Source organism: Candidatus Proelusimicrobium excrementi, from assembly GCF_937881865.1.
Classification (GTDB): Bacteria; Elusimicrobiota; Elusimicrobia; order Elusimicrobiales; family Elusimicrobiaceae; genus Proelusimicrobium; species Proelusimicrobium excrementi.
On record NZ_CALGEO010000047.1, the window covers coordinates 1 to 20,018 of the forward strand.

Annotated in this window: 20 protein-coding genes and 1 pseudogene; all 21 read right to left on the reverse strand. The window is 45.4% G+C overall.

From position 1 onward, the window contains the following. Window positions 1-605 (reverse strand): annotated as a pseudogene (locus tag ACQY26_RS02350) (hypothetical protein); the annotation flags it as partial. Window positions 606-804: 199 nt separating this feature from the next. Beyond that, window positions 805-2,088 carry a hypothetical protein gene (locus tag ACQY26_RS02355; RefSeq protein WP_428047472.1) on the reverse strand — a complete coding sequence of 428 codons (1,284 nt, stop codon included), beginning with the start codon at window positions 2,086-2,088 and terminating at the stop codon, window positions 805-807. A 237-nt stretch (window positions 2,089-2,325) separates the two neighbouring features. After that, the gene (locus tag ACQY26_RS02360; protein ID WP_428047473.1) at window positions 2,326-2,880 is read right to left on the reverse strand and encodes a TadE/TadG family type IV pilus assembly protein; all 555 of its coding nucleotides are present in this window, start codon (window positions 2,878-2,880) and stop codon (window positions 2,326-2,328) included. Next, window positions 2,877-3,962 (reverse strand): hypothetical protein, encoded by a 1,086-nt coding sequence (locus ACQY26_RS02365; RefSeq protein ID WP_428047474.1) that lies wholly within the window; start codon window positions 3,960-3,962, stop codon window positions 2,877-2,879. Before ACQY26_RS02365 ends, ACQY26_RS02360 begins: the two co-directional genes overlap by 4 nt. 11 nt (window positions 3,963-3,973) lie before the next feature. Continuing rightward, window positions 3,974-4,147 (reverse strand): hypothetical protein, encoded by a 174-nt coding sequence (locus ACQY26_RS02370; protein ID WP_428047475.1) that lies wholly within the window; start codon window positions 4,145-4,147, stop codon window positions 3,974-3,976. A 20-nt stretch (window positions 4,148-4,167) separates the two neighbouring features. Further along, window positions 4,168-4,833: a response regulator transcription factor gene (locus tag ACQY26_RS02375; RefSeq protein ID WP_428047476.1), complete on the reverse strand. Its 666-nt coding sequence runs from the start codon at window positions 4,831-4,833 to the stop codon at window positions 4,168-4,170. A 12-nt stretch (window positions 4,834-4,845) separates the two neighbouring features. Further along, complete coding sequence (locus tag ACQY26_RS02380; RefSeq protein ID WP_428047477.1) at window positions 4,846-5,970, reverse strand: ATP-binding protein; 1,125 nt, start codon at window positions 5,968-5,970, stop codon at window positions 4,846-4,848. A 2-nt stretch (window positions 5,971-5,972) separates the two neighbouring features. Next, complete coding sequence (locus tag ACQY26_RS02385; RefSeq protein WP_428047478.1) at window positions 5,973-7,799, reverse strand: ATP-binding protein; 1,827 nt, start codon at window positions 7,797-7,799, stop codon at window positions 5,973-5,975. 105 nt (window positions 7,800-7,904) lie between these two features. After that, window positions 7,905-8,846, reverse strand: a complete 942-nt coding sequence (locus tag ACQY26_RS02390) for a DsbA family protein (protein WP_428047491.1) — start codon at window positions 8,844-8,846, stop codon at window positions 7,905-7,907. Window positions 8,847-8,870: 24 nt separating this feature from the next. Further along, window positions 8,871-9,179: a hypothetical protein gene (locus ACQY26_RS02395; RefSeq protein WP_428047479.1), complete on the reverse strand. Its 309-nt coding sequence runs from the start codon at window positions 9,177-9,179 to the stop codon at window positions 8,871-8,873. Window positions 9,180-9,196: 17 nt separating this feature from the next. Further along, the gene (locus ACQY26_RS02400) at window positions 9,197-10,318 is read right to left on the reverse strand and encodes a hypothetical protein (RefSeq protein ID WP_428047480.1); all 1,122 of its coding nucleotides are present in this window, start codon (window positions 10,316-10,318) and stop codon (window positions 9,197-9,199) included. Window positions 10,319-10,326: 8 nt separating this feature from the next. After that, complete coding sequence (locus ACQY26_RS02405) at window positions 10,327-11,709, reverse strand: hypothetical protein (protein WP_428047481.1); 1,383 nt, start codon at window positions 11,707-11,709, stop codon at window positions 10,327-10,329. Between the two features lie 12 nt (window positions 11,710-11,721). Then, the gene (locus ACQY26_RS02410; protein WP_428047482.1) at window positions 11,722-12,612 is read right to left on the reverse strand and encodes a type II secretion system F family protein; all 891 of its coding nucleotides are present in this window, start codon (window positions 12,610-12,612) and stop codon (window positions 11,722-11,724) included. A 2-nt stretch (window positions 12,613-12,614) separates the two neighbouring features. Then, window positions 12,615-14,273, reverse strand: a complete 1,659-nt coding sequence (locus tag ACQY26_RS02415) for a type II secretion system F family protein (protein ID WP_428047483.1) — start codon at window positions 14,271-14,273, stop codon at window positions 12,615-12,617. 10 nt (window positions 14,274-14,283) lie between these two features. Next, window positions 14,284-16,503 carry an ATPase, T2SS/T4P/T4SS family gene (locus ACQY26_RS02420; protein ID WP_428047484.1) on the reverse strand — a complete coding sequence of 740 codons (2,220 nt, stop codon included), beginning with the start codon at window positions 16,501-16,503 and terminating at the stop codon, window positions 14,284-14,286. Window positions 16,504-16,507: 4 nt separating this feature from the next. Then, window positions 16,508-17,251 (reverse strand): hypothetical protein, encoded by a 744-nt coding sequence (locus ACQY26_RS02425; RefSeq protein WP_428047485.1) that lies wholly within the window; start codon window positions 17,249-17,251, stop codon window positions 16,508-16,510. A gap of 35 nt (window positions 17,252-17,286) precedes the next feature. Then, a complete protein-coding gene (gene cpaB, locus ACQY26_RS02430; protein WP_428047486.1) occupies window positions 17,287-18,042 on the reverse strand; it encodes a Flp pilus assembly protein CpaB in 756 nt (251 codons plus the stop codon). 80 nt (window positions 18,043-18,122) lie between these two features. After that, the gene (locus tag ACQY26_RS02435; RefSeq protein ID WP_428047487.1) at window positions 18,123-18,593 is read right to left on the reverse strand and encodes a TadE family protein; all 471 of its coding nucleotides are present in this window, start codon (window positions 18,591-18,593) and stop codon (window positions 18,123-18,125) included. 7 nt (window positions 18,594-18,600) lie between these two features. Then, window positions 18,601-18,813, reverse strand: a complete 213-nt coding sequence (locus ACQY26_RS02440; RefSeq protein ID WP_428047488.1) for a class III signal peptide-containing protein — start codon at window positions 18,811-18,813, stop codon at window positions 18,601-18,603. Between the two features lie 38 nt (window positions 18,814-18,851). Then, a complete protein-coding gene (locus tag ACQY26_RS02445; RefSeq protein ID WP_428047489.1) occupies window positions 18,852-19,016 on the reverse strand; it encodes a hypothetical protein in 165 nt (54 codons plus the stop codon). A gap of 23 nt (window positions 19,017-19,039) precedes the next feature. Continuing rightward, window positions 19,040-20,018, reverse strand: a 979-nt coding sequence (locus ACQY26_RS02450) for a UPF0164 family protein (protein WP_428047490.1), incomplete at its 5' end; no start/stop codon positions are given.

A 20,018-nucleotide genomic window follows, 5' to 3' on the forward strand; every position in this document is an offset into this window, starting at 1 on the left:
TTCCCGTTTTTTACCTGATTTATCAATGCCGCCTGATTTGCCTGCATTTTGGAGCCGCCACCCGTTGAAACACCTTTATTGCCTGAGCCCCAAACCGTGCCGCGCGCGCCGCCGCCACCGCCGGAAGTCGTCGCCATAGAACCGCTGCTCAAACTGCCGGAAGGCCTTGTGGGGGCTTGGTTCTTAACGGCTTTTTTTGCCGGCCTGCTTGAACGAGCTTTCTTTGCCGCCTGTTCTGCTTGAGCGGCTTTATATTCTTTATCCGGCGCGGCGGGAACACCGTTTAAAGCATCCGATTCTTGGCGTTCTTCTTTCTGCTCTTTTGAGAACAAACCGTTTATTAAACTGTTTTTGGCTATATCATTATATTTATTGGAAGCCAATAAATACGCCTCGGCCGAGTCATCGCTGAAAGGCATATTGCCCAAATCAAAAGCTTGTTTGCGATAGGCTTCCTGAGAACTGTTTTTATTGCCCGATCCTTTTACAGCCGCCGCTATTGATACCGCAAAAACCAATACCATTATACACGCGGCCCAAGTATAAGCCTGGGTTTTGCCGTCCCCTCTTTTTCCGTCTTTTGCATTCCTTATGATTATAGACATATTTCCCTCTTAAAAATTAACAAGCTTAAATTTTGTCTTCCAAATTATATATATAATAAAACCGGCCCCTGATGACCGATATCCCATTACCGCCGGGAAATCCTCAAACACGGAGCTAAATTTACGGTACACTTTAAGTACCTACTTAAAGTGTACCAACAAATTTATAAATTGTCAACGCCAACAACAAACTTATTAATTAAGCCCCGTTAGCATCCGACGGAAGACTCAGCAGATTATCAGGCTTATCGCTATTGGAATTACCGGAAGTTTTGCCATCTTTATACTTGTTTTTGCTGAATTTAGCCCAGCCTTTTATACTTCCGCCGGGAGCACTTAAATAAGCCTTTTCGGCAGAAAGCCTTTTGTATTCTTCCGAAGATTTATCCAAACCGCTCATTTCATTGTCAATTTCACTGAGTCTTGCAGCATTTTCGGCAGCGGTTTCCGCAGATTTATTTCCTTTTAATAATGAGGATAATGCCTGCTTGCCCAAATCCATCATAACGCCGAATAGTTCATTCATCATACAACCTGCGTCTATTTTGCCGTTCATAGAGGCGCCGTCGCATTTATAATCTTTTTTATTCTTATCTTTATTATCGGCGTCGTTTTTAGCTTTATCCAAACCGTCGTCCAAATTGCTGGCGGCGCGGGCTAATTTATCTTTGTCAAGTTCGCCCATCATTTTGTTCAAATCAAGGCCTTCAGCGGCTTTTTCCAAATCGCCGTTTAAATCACCTTCCAAATCCCCGGCGTTTTGGAAAGCGTCCGCCGCAAGGGCGTGAGCGTCTTCCAGATTATTGGCGTTGGCGGCAGCGCGGCTCTTTTCATAAGCGGCCATAAAACCGCCCCTGTTGTTAATATTCTTAACGTCTTTGGCAAGCTGCGCGTTTAAAGAGGATGAAGACGCCGCCGCGGCTGAAGATGTTTTGCCGTTCTTTTTATCGTCGGCGCGCCAAATGGTGGAACTTACGCCGCTGCTTGCACTGCCCACTTTTATCCCGCCGGAAGAAGACAAAGCATTCTTAGACGTCCTTTGAGCCACCGCCGCTTTGGCCGCGGCTCTGCTGCGATAGTACTTTTCCTTGGCGGTGCGAACCTTAGCTTTGGCTTTGGCGGCCTCGGCATATTCCGCGTCCGGCGGTTCAGGCACGCCTTTTAAAGCATCGTCCGCCTTACGGGCTTCTTTATCTTCTTCGCTGAATAAAGCGTTGATTAAATCGTTCTTGGCGATATCGCCGTATCTTACGCTTGAAAGAAGCTCCGCTTCGGCTTCTTCGTTGGAAAAAGGCATATCCGCCAAATCCTTAAAATCGGAATAGCTGTAAGCGGAATCCATAGGGTCGGGAGCTTTGCCGCCGCCCATAAAAGCCGTAGCCACAACGGCAAGGCCGAAAACCGCAACCGCGCCGTAGCCCAGCCATGCGCTTACGGGGTTTTTTTTGCCGCCGCCGTTATTGCTTTTTAATACCACCGCCATATTGATACCCTCTTAAAATAAATTTTTAAAACTTTTTAAAATTATATACAAAAATTGCGGCTCCTGCTGACCGATACCCCACTAAAACCGGGATATCCTCAAACACGGAGCTAAATTCAAGGCGTTATACGCCTACTGAAAGTTTACAAACAAATTTATAATTTGTCAATATCGCAATTTTTTACAACAAACTTTTTGCAAGCAGTCAAATGACGACCCGTTTTTAAAAGCCAACCTTTACTTTGCTTTTGACATAGGCAGCCTGAAGCTTATAGGCCTGTCCCTGTTAGGTACGGCTTTTATAACCTCAATGGTGCCGCCCTTATTGCATATAAAATTATAGCCGCGCTCGCACGCCGCACCGTAGGGGCGCTTGCATACTTGCCTTATATCGTAAGAACATAAAAACGGTATATTGGGCGGATATGTATTAACTTTCAAAACCACGTTGTTCCATACAGAAGTGCGCTCTATATCAAGTTCCACTTTACGCAGAGAGAGGAACTTCCTGGTGGCAGCATTATTGAAACCTATATAATCAAGAACTTTCTTTTCTATATCTTTTTTAAGGAAAGTATTATCCCAGCCGTCTGCGTATTTGGTGGCGCGGTGGCTTTCAAGCTGCCAGCGCTTTGCCGCATAAAAAGAAGCTATTTCCGTCTTTTGGACGATAACCAAAAGCCCGTATATTTTAACGATGAACAAAGTTAAAATAAAAAATATCGGGAACAGCAACACCACTTCCGTGGTGGCTTGGCCTCTGCGGGAAGAAATTAATTTAAATAAGTTCACGGGAACAGCCTCACTTGATATTTAGGCGTAGGATTCGGCCAAATGCAGTTATTACTTTCCTTAGTGCACTGCAAAGCCGCGCGCACGTGATTGCGCGGCCTGAATTTTTCCAAATTGACGTTAAAGTAATTGCTGGGAGCTTTAAACGGCTGGGTTACGTCTATGCCTTTATACAGCCTTCTTAGTTTACTGGCGTAACTCCTGCTTACGTAAGAGTATTGGTAAAGACGCCCGTCAAACATTTCCTGCTCTTCAAGGTCAAAAGGAATTTCCCTTGTTTCATCGCTGTAGTCATCGGGGTTTACGTAATAAAATTTAATTTTCTTTATATATACGGGCTCCGTTTGAACTTTATATTCTTTAAAGTTCTTTGCGCCCTCTCTGCCGCACTCGCTGAGTTTGCAGCCGCCGGAACCGACATTAAGATAATAACCTTTGCGGAAGAACTCCCCTTCCTTGCTGAGCTTAAGATAAACGTTTTTCTGATCTTCGTAAATTTGACTTAAAAAATAGTATATCAGCACGTATAATTTTACCGCGTCCGGGTTCCAGCCGATAGCATAATTATCGGCGTAATTTTTGGACATAACCGGATAAAAAGTCTGGTCGCTTATATTGGGCGGATTAGGGGTGTTCCAGCTGCTTCTTTCTTCGCTTTCTTCCGTATAAAATTTAAGTTCCCATTCGGTGTCAGTGTCTTTAGGAGCGCTGTTCCAATCCCCGTCGTCGCCCAAAGCCGGGAATGCCCCGCCCCTGTAAAACAACTCGTACAAACTGAGCTCCTTTTGCTCGGGGTTACTTTTAGGGCCGAAGACTTTTTCGGTAGGAGTAAAATTCTCCCTGAATAATCTGAACGGGAACGCGCCGTTTGTGTATGCGGTGGCGTTTAAATAGTTCGAGGCGGAAGTCAGCTCCGTAAAAGCGGCTGTATCCAAAGCAAACTGGTGGCGGATTTTTTCCCTGGAAAGTTTTGTCGTTTCAAGCAAAAGATAAATTACAAGCAAGATAGTCGGTATCAGCAATATCGCCGGTAAAACTATCTGCGCTTTTTTATTCTTTATCATTTTAAAGCAAAACGGCATTTCCCCCTCCGTCAGCCCAAAATCTTGCCTATTACGGTAAAGAAACCGCCGGCGATTTCCTTATGAAAAGTTATCGTAAAAGCCAAAACGAAAGTAACCACCGCGCCGAGCATCAGAAGGAATTCCACCGTCTGCTGGCCTCTTTCGGATTTTACCAAATGCAATGCGCTTTTAAGACATTTCATAAAATTACGCCTCCGGGATATTACCTGTCGGAAGATATTATCCCCTGTTTTATCGCTTTTACCACGGCTTCGGTTCTGCTGGTTACGTCCAGCTTGTGAAACGCGCTGTTTAAATGGTTCTTTATGGTTTTTACGCTGCAGCCGAGTTCCAAAGCAAGTTCTTTATTGCTCATGCCGCGGCCGAGCAAATCCAGCACGCGCACTTCCGTTTTTGTCAGCGTGGCTTGGGCCGGCGCTCCGCCGTCGCCCATTTTCCTCAGGCCCTGCAAAAGCTTGCCCATAAGCTGCTGGGGTATCATAAGCCCTTCGGAAGTAAAAGTTCTTATGGAATTTACAAGTTCCGCCGCAGGAAGCATTTTGGAAAGATATCCGTTCGCCCCCGCCTGTATGGCTTCCATTACGTGTGCTTCGTCTTCAAAACTGGAAAGCATCAAAACGTTTACTTCGGGATGATTCTTTTTTATCTGCCTGGTTGCGGAAATACCGTCAAGTTTAGGCAGTTTTATATCCATAAGCACGACTTCGGGCTTGAGTTTTTTAGTGAGAGCAACGGCCTCTTCGCCGTCGGCGGCTTCGCCTACGACTTCTATCCACTTTTCCCCGGTAAGAACATCTTTTATACCTTCCCGGAAAAGAGTTTGGTCGTCAGCAATAAGCACTTTAACTGTTTTTTTCTTGGCTGGCATATAATCCTTCTCCTAATTTATAATGGGCAGGGTGAAACTAAAAGTGGAACCGCAGCCTTCTCCTTCGCTCTCGGCCCAAATTTTACCGTCGTGATTAATTACTATATCCTGCGCTATGGAAAGGCCCAGTCCCAAACGTCCGCCGGAACCTTTCTGGTAAAAACTTTTAAATAAATTTTCAGTTTCGGCCGGATCTATGCCCGCGCCGCTATCCTTAACAGACACTTTAGCATTTTTGGCGTCAATTTTCACTACCGATATGCCTATTTTGCCGTTTTCGGGAGTATGGCGTATGGCGTTTTCCGTTATATTGGATATAACCTGCCTTATCCTTTTGGGATCGCCGAAAACCTTTATTTCCTCTTTTCCGGCGAAAGACATATCTATATTTTTAAGTTTAGCCTTTTCTTTGAAAATTTCAAAAGCGTTTTTTATGGAAGAAGTAAGTTCAAATTCGGACTTTTCAAGCCGCAGTTTTCCCTTTTCTATCGCGGCCCAGTCCACAAGATCTTTAACCAGCAGAAATATCTGCCCGAGGCTGTCATTCATATACTGCATTTTGCGCAGCTGGTTTTCATCCGGGGATTTGATAGTTTTTTGGAGCATGTCATAGCTCATCTTAAGCGCCATGAGGGAATTGGAAAGGTCATGGGACACTATGGAAAAGAATTTGCTCTTCATACTGTTTAAATTGCTTAAATCCGCGTTGGTTTGCTTAAGCTGTTCCAAAAGACGGCGGTTGCTTTGTTCCAAACGGAACTTTTCCATGGCCATTTTGATTGTACGTTTTAAATGGTCAAAGTCCACCGGCTTTACCAAAAAGTCGTAAACGGATTCCTGTATGGCTTTTATTACGGTGTTTAAAGAAGCGTGCGCCGTTATCATTATAACCTGCGACTGCGTATTAAAACGCCTTATGCTTTTTACGACGTCAAGCCCCGTGCCGTCAACCAAGTTATAGTCCATCAAAATCACGTTGAAAAAATCATTTTCGACAAGGTTCATACATTCCTTTGCGCTTCCGGCCTGATAGACGTCATAGCCTTCAAGCTCCAAAAGTTCGCTTAAAGTGCCGCGCAGATTATCGTCGTCGTCAACAACCAAAATTTTTACCTGTTTTTCTTCACTGTCAATCATAATTAATCCCTGTGCATTTTAAAAATCATGCTTATTTTTGTACCCTTGCCTTCTTCGCTGACAAGCTCAATTTGGGCATTGTTCCTTCCGGCCACTTTCTTTACCACGGCCAAGCCCAAACCGGTGCCCCTGGCTTTTGTGGTAAAAAACGGAGCGAAGATATTTTCCCTTATCTCTTTGGGAATCCCGGGGCCGCTGTCGCGAATGCTTAAAACCGCGGTATAATTGCCGCCGACCAGAGTTTTTACTATAAGCTGGCCGCCGTCGGGCATGACTTCCACCGCGTTGCCGATTATGTTCCTGATGCCCTGCTTCATTTCTTCGGTGTCGATTTTTACCGGCAGCTGCAAAGGAGCGTATTCCGTAACGACTTTAATATTTTCCGGCATTGGATAAGAAGCCAAAATCTCTTTCATATAAAGCGTTAAATCCGTAACCGTAAGGATTTGTTCGCGGCTTCTGGCGTAACCGAGTATTTCTTCAATAATTCCGTTGGCCTGCTGTATTTCCTGATCTATAACGGAAATATTTTTGAGTATTTTGGGTTCGGCCTTTTCGCCCAAGCGCATTTTTATCAAATAGACGGCGTTTTTTATTACGGCTAAAGGGTTTTTAATTTCATGGCTGACTATCGAGGCCATTTGCCCGATAGCCGCAAGCCTTTCCTTTTTTATAAGTTCGTTTAAAGCGGTTCTCAGCTCTTTGGTTCTGCTGCCGACGCGCAGCTCCAAAGATTGGTTAAGTTCCTCAAGATCCTGGCGTTCCTGGCGCATTTCGTCAAATTGCATTTTTATGGTATCAAGCATACGCGCAAAAGCTTTGGAAAATACGCCTATTTCGTTATCGGGAGCGGGCAGATACGGCGTTTCGGAGCCTTGTTCAAGGGCGATTACGGCTTTGGTCATTGCTCTTACCGGCCTTAAAATGACACTGCATAAATAGGCGCTCAAAATCAGCAAAGCCGCCAAAACAACCAAACAAAGAACGGCCAAAAGCAAAGGAGAACCCAGCAAATAATCTTTAAACGGCAGAACCAGCTCGTTTGACGCTTTGCCCGTAAAAACGAGCCACCCGGCGGAAGAGATCTCCCCCAAAACGCCGCTGTAGCCCTGCACTTCCGCAAAACCGTAAGAGCCGTTTTTAGCCAAGCCCACAAGGCGATTTATTTGCAAATCATAGGCATTATCAAGTTCGGTGCTTAAACCGCCCGTACTGGAAAAAATCAAAAAACCGTTTTTGGTAAAAATTAAAGTTAAATCTTCTTTGGAAACGGAGGTTTTGATAAACTCCTCCAAATCCTTCATGTCGAACTGAACCAGCACGGCCCTGTTTACGCCTTTGTAGGAATCGGGGAAAGACATCGCCAAAGAAAGCAAGCCCTTTGAAGGATTTTTGTTCAAGGAACCTACAAAAACTTTTTTATTGTCTATAGTTTCGCTTATTATATCCGGCAAAATGCCGCCGTAGGATATTTTTGGCCGCATGCCGTGATAGGATATTTCCCTTCCGTTTTGATTTAAGAAAGATATGCCTATTACGGACTTGTTTTTGGCAAGGAAAACTTCCACAAGCTTGGAGTAATTTTCGTCGTCCATATATCCGGCCGCGCGGATTTCCAGAAAAGTTTCTATAAGCCTTTCATTGCGCGAAAGGTAGGCGGAAACTTCGTTTGAAAAACGGTCATTGAACATTTCAAATCTTTCTTTCTGTTCGTTTTTGAGCACGGCTCCGCCGGCCTGCATCATATAAAAAACAATCAAAACCGCAGGAATCAAAGCCGCCGCCGTTATTACGGCGAAAATAGTATATCTCAAATGTCCGCTTTTCATATCACAGCCCGGGTGTATTACGCAAAACCGGGTATTAAATCAAAATTTATTAAAAAATTGGGGCATAATCTCTTATGCCCCAATCAACTGCAAACAGAATTTATATTAGCACTGTCCGGCAGGGGCCTGAGCGGCGGCTGAACCGTAAGTCTGCGCCAATCCCTCAAAACCGGGGATTTCGGCCAAGCTGCCCATATCCGTAACGACTCTGCCTTCCCAAATTACGGTAGGGGAACCGTTTACGTTATATTCTTCGGCGTGTTTGACTTCTTCTTTCAGCATTTTAACGCCTTCGTTCCAGTATTTTCTGAAAACTTTGGGGTTAATGCCGGCCTGTTCGGCGGCCTGATCCCACAAGCTGGACTGGTAATTTTTATTTCTGATTTCAAGATATTTCCAGAATTTCTTGGGATATTTGTTCTTGATAATCAGCTGTCTTACGTTTTCTTCCCATTCGGCGTCGCCGTGCAAGCTGTTAAATTCCTGCCCGTTTCTGCCTTCGCTGACGATATACCTGATATTGACGTTGACGTCTTTGGGCAATTTGTCAAGCTTCATGGCGTCGATGATTCTGTTTTCCGCCAAAACGCCGTAAGGGCACTGGGACATTACGAAAATCTCCAGCTGGTTCGGTACGGCTTCTTTATTGGCGTATACGCCGTGTCTGGTCTGTTTTTCAAACACGATAAAATCATCAGTGACGGCGAGTTGGCCGTATTTGATGGGTTCGGCGAATTTTTCTTCCGTAACTTTAGTTTTTTCAACCAAATACAAAGGCATATAATCCATATTTAAACCTTTATATTTGGGATCCTTGAGAGCGGCCTCTCTGTCAACTTTTACAATTTCGACTTCTCCGCCGATAAATTGTTTAAGCCCCTCGTTAAGACCTTCATCCTGGCTGCCGTTGGCGTTGCCCGTCATTTCAACAACGGTAATCGTTACGGGTTTGGCTTTGGCGGCTTTCTTGGCCGGCGCGGCAAAAGCTGCACCCGCGGAAAGCAATGCAAAGGACAGAACAAAAGTCATTACTTTGCTGATTCTCATTTAATTTACTCCTCCTGATGAATATTACCGAGCGGAAGTTTCTTCCACAGCTTCGGATTCGACGCCCGCTTCTTCTATATCAAATCTGATGCCCCTGATGCCGAAAGAGCACAAAAGGTTGTATACAAAAACCAAGGCTAAGGAAACCACCGTCAAAGTAAGGGTTTGAGCCAAAGTCCAAAGCACTATCTGCATTATTTTCTGCATTAAAGTGTAGTCGCTCAAATCGCCTATTGCGAAGACGGCGTTTAAAAAGCTGAGTACGAAAAGCACCAGCGGATATACCGAAAATACGACGGAAACCAAATTTATATTTTTTATTTCAAGCTTCATAATATCTCCTTAAAAAACTATTTCTTGGCCGCGGCCAGAGGCTCCAGCACGATAACGGTCCTCACTATGCTGCCCCTTGAAGAAAGCTGCAAAGTTTTTATTCCGAAAGCCCTTCCGCCGCTTTGCGTTTTTGCGCGGAAGATTTTGCCCGGATTATCCATAGCCTGCCCCACTATATGCACTATATCCTGTTGAGTTCCGCCGAATATATCCAGCAAGTGGATAGGGCCTTCTTTCTTAATTGCAAGCTCAAAATTGGCGTGCATTACGTTGTTGTTTTCGTCAACAACCAAAGCGCGGCTGCCTTTGGGTATCGTTATGGCCAATACCGAAGACCACCATTCCTGTTCGTAATGATGACGGCTTTTATCAAGGATTTCCCTTTCTTCAAGCTCCTTTTTAACCTTGCTCAAAAAGTTCTGCACAGCTCTTGCAAGTTCGCCGACTTCGTCGCTGCGTTCCATAAAATCAAGCTGGAAACTTTTTGTCGAAATATTTTCAATGCTGTCGGTTAAAGCCACTATCGGGCGCGTTACGTTCTTTATCACAAAGATATACAGAACTATACCCATGAGTATAAATATCAGAACCGAACCCGCCAAATAATTTACCAAAGCGTTGTTGATCTCCTTTTTAACGTCATCTCTGGATACGTCAAAACTTATTACGCCGGCGACTTTTCCGTCTTTGGCCTTAAGCGGAACGGCTATATCGTAAGCGGAACCGTCATTCTTCAAAGCCACTCTGTATATGCCCATATTAAGGGCCTCAAGTACGGCGTCCGTATCCAAGAAACCTCCGCGGTGGTACTCCGCCAAAGATTTATTTATTTTTTCCGTATCTTTATGCCATCTTATCTTGCCGTTCCCGTTAAAATAAACGATATTGGAAATCCTGGGATCATGGCGCGGCCAAGAGGAGATAAGATCAATCTCCGGTATCGTTATAAGATCGCGCGCAACAAGCCCGTCAATAAGCACATTGGCGTTCGTCCTTACGATATTGATTATGTGATCCTGCAAATTGGCGTCAAAAACGCGCTTGAACAAATTAAAGTACAGCAAAGCTCCTAAAATAAGGGCGTATCCCGCTACAAGCGCAAACCATAAAAACCAACGTATGCTTATTTTCTTAATCATATCAGCACCTACAACGCCGAACCGCTGTTTACTTTGGCGTCAATCCTCTTTAAAGCCAAAGCCGCTTCGGAATTTTCGGGATTAAGCTGCAAGGCCGCTTGGAACTCCGCCTTCGCTCTTACCCAATCGCCCTCGGCATAATATTTTGAACCGACAATATACCTGGCGTTGGAGGCCTGCCTTGCATCTTCCGAAATCATGGTTTGATTTCCCGTCAAATTAGCCGTAGGGAAGTCATTTTCGCCCACATCTTGCGGGGCTGAAGGCTGCGGCGTTATAGGAGTGGCCGCGCTGTCTTCACCCTCAAGAAGGTTGGTCTGTATCGGCTGGGGAACCGGCACCGGCACGGAATCGGGCTGAGTCGCCGGAGCAGCGGGAGCGGGTTTATTTGCGGCTTCCCTCTTTGCCTGAGCGGCCCTCAATTTGGCAGCTTCCGCGCTTTTGATGTTCATAGCGACGTCATTTTGGTTATAGCCCCAGTTTTTGGCTTCTTTCCAATTTGCCACGGCCGTATTGTACTTTTTGTTGCTGTAAGCTTTGTTCCCGGCTTCAAAATAGCCTTTGGCGATTTCTTCTTTAAGCTGCATGGTAAACTTCTGCGTCTGCTGTTCGCCGGGCTGTATCTCCAAAGATTTTTCAAATTCTCTGTAAGCGGGTATAAGTTTGCCCTGAGAATACAAGCTGAAAGCTTTGTTTAAAGTTTTCTGATTTTCTTCCCTTTTCATTTCGGCTTCGACTTCCGCTATTTTCGCCGTAAGGCCGGCGTCTTCTTTCTTTATTATGAGTACGCTGTACCATTGGTTTAAAGCTTCATTGTAATCGCCGTTTTTATAAGCGTAATAGCCGCGGCGGGTATGTTCTTCGGCGATTTCGTTGTCAATGCGTTTTACCCAGTCTTTCGCTTTGGAATCGGACGGACGAAGAACTAAAATTTCTTCAAATTTGCTTTGAGCCTCAACTAATCTGCCGTGTTTATAAAGGTTTATACCTTCTTCATACTTCATATTGATGATTTCGTCTTCCGAAAGGGTGCCGTAAGTGGCCATACGCCCGGCTTCTTTGGATAAAGTCTGCGCTTTGGTAAGGCTGGGATCTATGCTCAAAATCACGTTGGCAAGTTCATACGCGCGCTGATAGTCCCCGCGGCGGTAAAGGTCATAGGCGTTTTCATAGACCATTCTCAGCGTGTAATTCTGAATGCGCTGTTTTTCAAGCTGGACGGTGGAAAGATATTGCTTTTTCTGCTCGACGTTTGAAATCGTGCCCAGCGATATCTTCTGCAAGTCCAGCAGCATGCCGGCTTCCTTGCCCTTTTCTCTCATGGGCCTGTCTGCCGCGTTAAGACTGAGCGCCGTAAGCGCCAAAGGTATAATAAATAATAATTTCTTCATAAATTTTTCCTCTTAAAAGGGCAAACCGCCCATCATAAAATTAGCCAGCATAGGCGCAAGAATCAAAATGAACACCACCGGGAAAATGAAAATAAACAGCGGTATTAACATTTTGGTGGAAGCCTGCGCCGCAAGTTTCTCCGCTTTGTTAAGCCTTCTGAATCTTAAGTCCGTGGAGAAGTTCCTAAGCAGTTCTACCAAGCTTGTACCCAATTCGTCCGATTGTACTATCAACCCGACGAAAGAACGTATATCCTGAACGCCCGTACGCGCCGCCAGTCTTTCCAAAGCTTCGCGGCGGGAATAACCAAGCTTGGTTTCATTTAAAGTTTTTTCAATCTCAACTTCAAGCAAAGTTTTCTGTTTGGCTATTTTTATAATCCTTTCAAAAGCCGTCATGTAATCCAAACCGGATTCAATAATCAGGGCCGTCAAGTCCACCGTAGTGGCGAAGTTGCCCAGCATTTCCTGCTGACGCTTTTGTATCTCGCCCTTATATTTCAAATCCGGCAGATAAAAGCCCAAAGGCGCGGTTACTATAAGTATAGGCGATTTAAACACCAGCATAAGCAAAATAGGAAGGCCTATCGCGCAATATATTTTATAATACAAAATATCAACCGGCTGAGGCTTTGCCGGGCTTCCCATAAGCATGCAAATTTCTTCCAGAGGCTTTTGCAACTTAAAAGTGTTAAGGGTAAACAAGGCGACCCTGTCTATAAACCTCTCCTGAGGGCGCAACCTCGCGAAGCTAGAGGTGGACTTTATTTGCTTGGCCTCCAAGTCGGCGATGTTGGTCTTTTCCTCCGCCGGAGAAAGTAACCTCAAGACGGCCACCATCACGGCTATGGAGCCGAACAAAGCCACAATAAGCATAATTACCGTATATGTACCCATGTTCATAATTATACCTTTATCTCCCCTAATTTGTTTACCAGTTTAATACCGACGCCGATCCAGAATATACAAAAAGCCAGTACTATAATACCCACCGTAGAGGTGTAAAAGCTTACCATAATGTCGGGCTGGAACATGAACATTACGCCGACCATAACCCAAGGCATTACGCCGACGACTATGGCCTGTATTCTCTGCTGGGCCGTCATGGCCTGCAGCTTTTCTTCCAGCTTGCTTTCTTCCCTGATGTTCTCCACGATGCGTTCAAAAATCTTCGTCAAATTACCGCCGACCTGACGCTGCAAAACTATTGCTTTAACCATATAGGAAAGCAGCCTTGAGTCCACGCGGTCTTCCATGCCTTCAAGAGCTTTCTCAAAAGGAGAGCCCAATTTATAGTTTTTGATTACCAAAGAAAACTCTTCCGATATAGGCGGCCTTAAATCCCTTGAAACCATATCAAAACCCTGTACGATATCCATACCCGATTTAAGGGAGTTTGAAAGCAAAATCAAAGCATCCATAAGCTGGGCGTTTATTTTCTCGCCGCGGCGTCTTTTAAGGATATTTAAAACTATACCCGGCATTTTAAGCCCGAAAGTAAGACCCAAGGCGAAAAATACCGCAAAGAGCAAGACTCCCGTAAAACCGCCCACGCCGGTGCCGAATATCGCACCGACTACGCAGAACAGCAATAAAGTGCCCAAGACTATGTATTTTACGTTAATATCCAAAAACTGTCTGCTGAAGTCGTCGGCCCAAACGGAACTTTTCTGCATATACTGGCCGATGGCTTTGGTGAGCTGGTCGTTTTTATCCGAAATCAGCATATACCCGCTGATAAAAACGGCCAAAGTGCCTATAAGCATAAAAACGGTTATCATAAGGCTGTTGTCGGCCTTTAATTTTCTGTCGCGCTGGGCCCTGTAAATATCGGCAGAACTCTTTTTATTATCTTCCATGGAAAGTTCCAGCGGCATTAAGCGCGGATTAACCGTAACAATATCACCGTAAAGGCTGTTTGAAAGCGTCGTTATGCCCATAACGGCCTTCCTGAATTTGGAACGCCACAATCTGGGCGAAACTTTAAACGATTCCAATACGCTGCCCATTTCGGAATCAATCAAATCCAAAGTGGCGATTATCGAGCGGCCGCGGCCTTCCATACTTGTGCGCAGCTCATAGTTTGAAGGTCTGCTTTTAAGCCTGTCGATATAAACCATCATTTGGGTTTTAAATCTTGTAATTCTTTCAACCGTTTCGGTAGTGGTATACGCGCTGCCGCTGTCGATTTGTTCCATCAATTCCAAAAAGTTGAACACCAAGCCTATCGGCTGACGCCAAATTTCGGCTTCGCTGTAAAATTCCGTACCGCTGCCTTCGCCGGAAACCTGCCATAATCTTCTCATATCCATTTCAGGCAGTATCTTTTCCAGATATTTAGGCATATTCACGCCTTTGGCGCCGGTACCGCAGGAGGCAGGTTCGTATTTTTTTTGGTCGCTCGGTTTTGAAGCGTCCAAGAAAGTATAAATTGCGTAAAGCCTTTCTTTGGCGCAGGCTATCCTTTCGCTTTGGTTTTCCGTAAATACACGCTGAGCGTATGATTGCGAAACACCCGCCGCCAAGACCGACAAAGCTATAAAAATATTTCTGAGCAATTTCATATTTTAATCCTTAAGCCGCCGCTTCTTCCTTGCGGACCGAAGTATCCGGGCGGTCAAAAGTTTCCTTGGGCACGTCAATGCCTTTGGCTTTAAACTCGCGGAAGAATGTAGGCAGTTCGCCCGTCGCGGCGAAAACGCCTTCCACTTTCCCTTCTTTGTTTACGCCGGTTTGGATATAGCGGAACAAATCATTGCTTTGTATTGCATTGTCTTTCTGCCCGCAAATTTCCGTTACGTAAGTAACCTTTCTGCTTCCGTCAGAGAACCTTGAAAGCTGAACTATCATATTCACGGCGGAGGAAATCATTTCCCTGATAGCCCAAATCGGCAAATCCGCACTGGCCATCATACACATTGCTTCAAGACGGGTTAAACCGTCGCGCGGAGTATTGGCGTGAATCGTGGCCAAAGAACCTTCGTGGCCGGTGTTCATGGCTTGCAACATGTCCAAAGCTTCCGCGCCGCGGCACTCACCGACTACGATTCTGTCCGGCCTCATACGCAGACAGTTCTTAACAAGATCTTTAATGGTTATTTCGCCTTTGCCTTCAATGTTGGCCGGCCTGCTTTCCAAAGAAACCCAGTGTTCCTGCTGAAGTCTTAACTCCGCGGTGTCTTCCACGGTTACGATACGCTCGTTTTCCGGAATATAGCTGGAAAGAGCGTTTAAAAATGTTGTTTTACCTGTACCTGTACCGCCGCAAATAATAATGTTCTTTCTGAGTTTGACACAGCACTCAAGGAAGTACATCGTCGGCCTGTCAATGGTGCCGAAGCGGTAATAATCTTCCGGTCCGAACGGCTTTTGGGAGAAACGCCTTATCGTGAGCGAAGGCCCGGAAACCGCCAAAGGCGCGATAATCGCGTTTACACGGGAACCGTCTTTAAGCCTCGCGTCGACCAGCGGGACGGATTCGTCAATACGCCTGCCGAGCGGGGCCACAATCCTTTTAATGACTTGTACGACTTGGTCATTGTTGCGGAATTTATACCTTGTAAGGGTAAGTTTACCTTTCTGCTCTATGAAGATTTTATCATAGGCGTTTACCATGATTTCGGTAACGGACGGGTCCCTCATCAAAGCTTCCAGAGGGCCGAGGCCCAAGATTTCGTCCAAAAGTTCGTTGATAAATCTGACTTTTTGATCCCTTGAAAGTTGTACATTGGCCTTTTTACGCAGGACTTCGTCAATAATTACCGAAACGCGCTTTCTGGTCTGCTCGTTTTGGCTGCCTTCTTCGCTGATGACGATACGTTCAACTTCCAAAGTTTTAATTACGTCTTTATGAACCTGCTGTTTTAAAGAATCCCAATAAGAAAGATCGGAATCCCCGCCGTCTATATGATTGGGCCCTTTCGCAACGCCGCTTAAGGCCGTGGCGGCCTCCCAAATATTTTTGGAAGCGGACACGAATTCGCTGTCGGGCACCACCGTGGACCAGTTCTTTTCGCCGGCCGGTGTATCTTCAATAACTTTTAAAATCGGTTTAAGGCCTTCCTGAACCCAAAGGGAACTGCGGTTGACCAATATTTCTATTTCCCTCTTATTGGAAGATTCAAATACGCTTTCTTCCCAGGTAAGATATACTATCGGTTCGCGGCCTAATTTGATAAAAAATTGGTTTACTTCCTCGTGATCTATCGCGCCGGGCAAGTTATACTGGTTGCAGATTATTTCTATGCGGTCAATAGGGAAGTGCATTTCCTTAAAATCGGTAAACATGGCAACCGCGGTGTTTAAATGGGAGCGGGTGCAGTTTGTAACCCAGAAGATTTTGTCGGCAATATCAAAGGCGAAAGATTCCATAGGAAAGCTGGAATCCACATCAAGGAAAATATCAAAAGTCTGCTGAAGCCTGGAAAGCATCGGCAGCAGGATTTTTGGAGATATTAAAGAAACCTCCTGTCTGGTGGAACCGAGCGGCAGTACGCCGACGCCCACCTGCGTCATGGAAACTTTACCTCTTAAAAGACCGCCGGCTATGGCTATCGCGCCGGAACCTAAAGCGCGTACGAGATCGGCCACGGTAACAGGCTTTCTGATGCCCAAATAAAACCCGTGTTCCTGCCTAGCCAAAGGATCAAGCGGAACTATAAGCACAGGCCTTTTTTGCATTTCGGCCCAAGCTATCGCCAAATTTAGCACAAGAGTCGTCTTACCGACGCCCTCTTTAGGCCCCGTAAAAGCTATTACTCTGGGTGTGCCGGATAAAGCCTGCGTATCTTCCATAAAGTTACTCCACGATTTCTACCGTAATGAATAAGAAGAGGGATCTCTGTTCTTCCGTAATGTCTTTATTCTTAAAAAGCAAACCTATCAAAGGGATTTTGCCGAGTATGGGCACTCTGTCTTCGGCTACGCTTCTGGTGCTGCTTTTAAGGCCGCCGATAACCAAAGTTTCACCGCTGCTGAGTTCCACTTCCGAACGTAAAAACCTTTTGGTCATGGAAGGCACCGTGGAACCGTTAATCGTCAAGGAGCGGGAATAATCCGGGTTGGAAAGTTCGATTTCCAACTGTACTACTATGATATTGTTCCTTTCGGGGATAATCGTCGGCATTACGTCCAGCTTGACGCCGTATTCCTTCATTTCGGTGCCGACGTTCCTGTCGCTTACCACCGGGTACGGAATTTGACCGCCCGCGGAAAAGTTGGCGCTGGTATTGGAACGAGCAATAACCTTGGGGTTGGAAAGAATCTGCGCCTTGCCTTCGTTTTCCATGAGTTTCAAACGGGTGTTAAGCAAAGATTTTCTCTCAAACTCGCCTATTGAAAATATGCCCGGTATTTCGCTTTCGCTGAAATCCAACAGCTGGTTCCAGGCAAAGCCTTTCGAAGTCGTTAAAGAACCGCTGATTTCAACGATATCCGCACTGACGGCCACAAGTTCCGTCTTCTTGGCGTGGGCGCTTACGGCAAGCGCGCCCAAAGCCAATAGTAAGGTTAAAGCTTTTAAAACATGTTTTTTATTTTTCATATAGTTTTAATTTCCTTAAATAATTTTAAATCCCTTTAGCTAAACAGTTTAGAGAAGCTGGAAATTTCTATCGGTAACACTTTAGTATCGCCGTTAGACCTTACGATAACCGTAATAACGCCTTCTTCCTGAGCCAAAGCCAAATACTGCGCTTCCGGTGGGGACACTGACAAGCTGAGCACTGCTCTGTCGGAAAACGCCGCATTGTTGGCTTCCCTTTCGGCATTGGCCGCTCTTGAGGCCGAATCCAACCCCTGGCCCAAATTGCCGCCTACGCCGAGCACCGGGATATCCTGCAAAATCGTGGCCGTCATTTTTTCTTTGCCGCCGCTTTTAATCATGGCGTCAAAAGTAAGCAGTACGTCAACTTTATCGCCGGGCTTAATCAAGCTGGATACATTGCTGTCAACCGGCAGGATGAACGCCCTGTAAGAAGGCATTACTTTAAGGCTGATGCCGGATTCCGGGCTTAAGCTGGTAATGGAGGGCTTTGTTATCTGATTGCCCCTTGCTATGGCGACTTTGGTAACCAAATTTTCAATTTCGGCTATATTTGCGCCTCTGGAAATTACATAGGCGTCTTTCTGTATATAAGCCGTGGGGATTTCAACTTCCCTGATATTGTTCCTAGTAATGATTCTGCCTTCCGGCAAATCAACGGCCGCAACCGCGACCTTTTCCATTTTGGAAGTTTCCTTAATCTTACCCTGCGCCATATAAAGCACAAAATAGTATATTAAAGCTGCCGCGATAGCTATCACTACCGGAAGCAGAATATTCTTTTTGTTCATTTAAAGCTCCTTTAAAAACTGCTTAATAATAAAAATCCGAAATACAAACTTAATAAAATAAAAACTTACCAAACAGTCCCTCAGTTTATCAGAGGGCGCTCCACCGGCATTCTTACCGTAGCTTTTATCCTTTTTATGCCGAACCTTTTAGGCTCGTCGGCAAAAATATAGCTGGTAAGAGGAAACAACAAATTTACCTTGTATACCAAAGTTACGACTAAATCTTCATTGGCATGCGTTCTTACCTGCGGGTCCGTACCCGTTTTTTGCAATACTGCGGAAAACTGCATGCTTTGAGCTCCCCTCAAGCCGAACATTTTGTTAAGGGCCTCTTTCATTTTGCTGTTGACCCTTTGGCTGTCCGTCTTGCCGCTCGCTTTTTTGACGCCTACAAGGGATCCCACCCTTGCAAGCTCATAAGAAACGTGATGCGCCAAAATCGTGTGATAGGCCATATTCCCCAGCTCTAAGACGACAAATATTATCATCATAAAAACCGGCAGAATCAAAATCAACTCTATAACCGTTTGGCCATCACGTTTCTTTATCATTTTCAAATTACAGTTCGCCCGCCTGGCCCAAGATTTTGCCTTTAATGTTTTCAAAGAGTTCAGGCATAAACGTTTTGATCAAACCACCGACGATACCGACCACGACGACGATAATACCGAGCATGAACAAATACTCGATGGTATTCTGTCCTTTTTTATTTTTTACGTTTTCAATCGCATTGGCGTAGGCCAAGTGCATTTTAGCAATGATTCTCATCATAAATAATTCCTCCGAAATATAAAACAAATCTTTTAAATTTACTTTTCCAGTTCGTATACGGAAAGAATAATTTTCGCTCCGCTTTCAAACTGTTTGGGGACTATCCACGTATAATATTTATAAAAAAGAACAAAAGCTATAAATAACGCCGCCGTAGTAAGAATATATTCCACCGCCGCCTGTCCTTTTTTATTTTTTTTCATAACAGCCGTCCCGCGGCCCGCAGTTAAAACTGCAGTCTTACCGCCAATTGATGGGCCGTACCCAAAGCGCCGGAAGGCATCATGGCGTAATCAAGGCCCAAACCGTAACCTAAAACTTCGCTGCTGTAAAAACCGAATCCCAAAGTAACTTTGGAGGTGGTTTCCAAGCCGATTTTTTCGGCCAAGTCGCCGTCTTCGGCCCAGCCAGTGTTTTCGCGGTTGTAGTAGCCAACCCTTATGTCAAAGGAAGCCACTTGAACCAAATCTTCCGGTATATGTATGGCCAAGCCGACGCCGTATCTTACTTTATCATCGACATAATCCACCACTTCGCCGGAAATCGTAAAGTATTTGGTGTTAATCGCCGCGCCGCCCCTTATAGCGGAAGGCACTTCATCGGTATCGCCGAGGTTCTGCCCCATAACGCCGATTACGAATTTATTGTTTGAAATTCTCAGTTTACCGCCGACGTCAAAAGCCGGGTTGACATGTTTGGTGCCGTCGTTGTCTTCGTTAATATACTTGGCCGTACCGCCGATATCCAATACGCCGAAGAATGTTCTTGCCAAAGATACCGTACCGACAAAGTCCTTAATGGCGTCGCCGGTAAGATCATAAGGTATACCTTCCCAGTCCCTCGCGTCGAGTTTATCGCCGGATAAGCGCAAATACCTTAAACTTACGCCCAAAACCGTCTTGCCGATAGGCTGTACATAGCCCACCGCGCTGTCGCCCACGCCTTCATACCACTGCATATGGGAAACTTGGAATTCTCTGGTGGTGCTGGTGGCGATACCGGCCGGGTTCCAGAACAAGGCCTGTGCTCCGCTTGAAAGTGCGGTATAGGCATTACCCATAGCCTGCGCTTCAGGGGCGCCGGTACCGAGCTTTAAGAAAGCGCTCGCGCTTGTACCGGCCCTTTTATAAGGGCCCGCCGCCTGAACGGAGACACCGAACAGGGAAAATAACATTGCTATCGTTAAAACTTTTATATATTTATTA

Bases quoted from the DNA above. Each gene is read 5' to 3' on its own strand.
- ACQY26_RS02445 (WP_428047489.1), bottom strand. From the start codon at position 19,016: ATGAAAAAAAATAAAAAAGGACAGGCGGCGGTGGAATATATTCTTACT.
- ACQY26_RS02440 (WP_428047488.1), bottom strand. From the start codon at position 18,813: ATGATGAGAATCATTGCTAAAATGCACTTGGCCTACGCCAATGCGATT.
- ACQY26_RS02385 (WP_428047478.1), bottom strand. From the start codon at position 7,799: ATGAAAAGCGGACATTTGAGATATACTATTTTCGCCGTAATAACGGCG.
- ACQY26_RS02425 (WP_428047485.1), bottom strand. From the start codon at position 17,251: ATGAAAAATAAAAAACATGTTTTAAAAGCTTTAACCTTACTATTGGCT.
- ACQY26_RS02365 (WP_428047474.1), bottom strand. From the start codon at position 3,962: ATGCCGTTTTGCTTTAAAATGATAAAGAATAAAAAAGCGCAGATAGTT.
- ACQY26_RS02395 (WP_428047479.1), bottom strand. From the start codon at position 9,179: ATGAAGCTTGAAATAAAAAATATAAATTTGGTTTCCGTCGTATTTTCG.
- cpaB (WP_428047486.1), bottom strand. From the start codon at position 18,042: ATGAACAAAAAGAATATTCTGCTTCCGGTAGTGATAGCTATCGCGGCA.
- ACQY26_RS02380 (WP_428047477.1), bottom strand. From the start codon at position 5,970: ATGATTGACAGTGAAGAAAAACAGGTAAAAATTTTGGTTGTTGACGAC.
- ACQY26_RS02375 (WP_428047476.1), bottom strand. From the start codon at position 4,833: ATGCCAGCCAAGAAAAAAACAGTTAAAGTGCTTATTGCTGACGACCAA.
- ACQY26_RS02400 (WP_428047480.1), bottom strand. From the start codon at position 10,318: ATGATTAAGAAAATAAGCATACGTTGGTTTTTATGGTTTGCGCTTGTA.
- ACQY26_RS02410 (WP_428047482.1), bottom strand. From the start codon at position 12,612: ATGAACATGGGTACATATACGGTAATTATGCTTATTGTGGCTTTGTTC.
- ACQY26_RS02405 (WP_428047481.1), bottom strand. From the start codon at position 11,709: ATGAAGAAATTATTATTTATTATACCTTTGGCGCTTACGGCGCTCAGT.
- ACQY26_RS02355 (WP_428047472.1), bottom strand. From the start codon at position 2,088: ATGGCGGTGGTATTAAAAAGCAATAACGGCGGCGGCAAAAAAAACCCC.
- ACQY26_RS02390 (WP_428047491.1), bottom strand. From the start codon at position 8,846: ATGAGAATCAGCAAAGTAATGACTTTTGTTCTGTCCTTTGCATTGCTT.
- ACQY26_RS02420 (WP_428047484.1), bottom strand. From the start codon at position 16,503: ATGGAAGATACGCAGGCTTTATCCGGCACACCCAGAGTAATAGCTTTT.
- ACQY26_RS02370 (WP_428047475.1), bottom strand. From the start codon at position 4,147: ATGAAATGTCTTAAAAGCGCATTGCATTTGGTAAAATCCGAAAGAGGC.
- ACQY26_RS02435 (WP_428047487.1), bottom strand. From the start codon at position 18,593: ATGATAAAGAAACGTGATGGCCAAACGGTTATAGAGTTGATTTTGATT.
- ACQY26_RS02415 (WP_428047483.1), bottom strand. From the start codon at position 14,273: ATGAAATTGCTCAGAAATATTTTTATAGCTTTGTCGGTCTTGGCGGCG.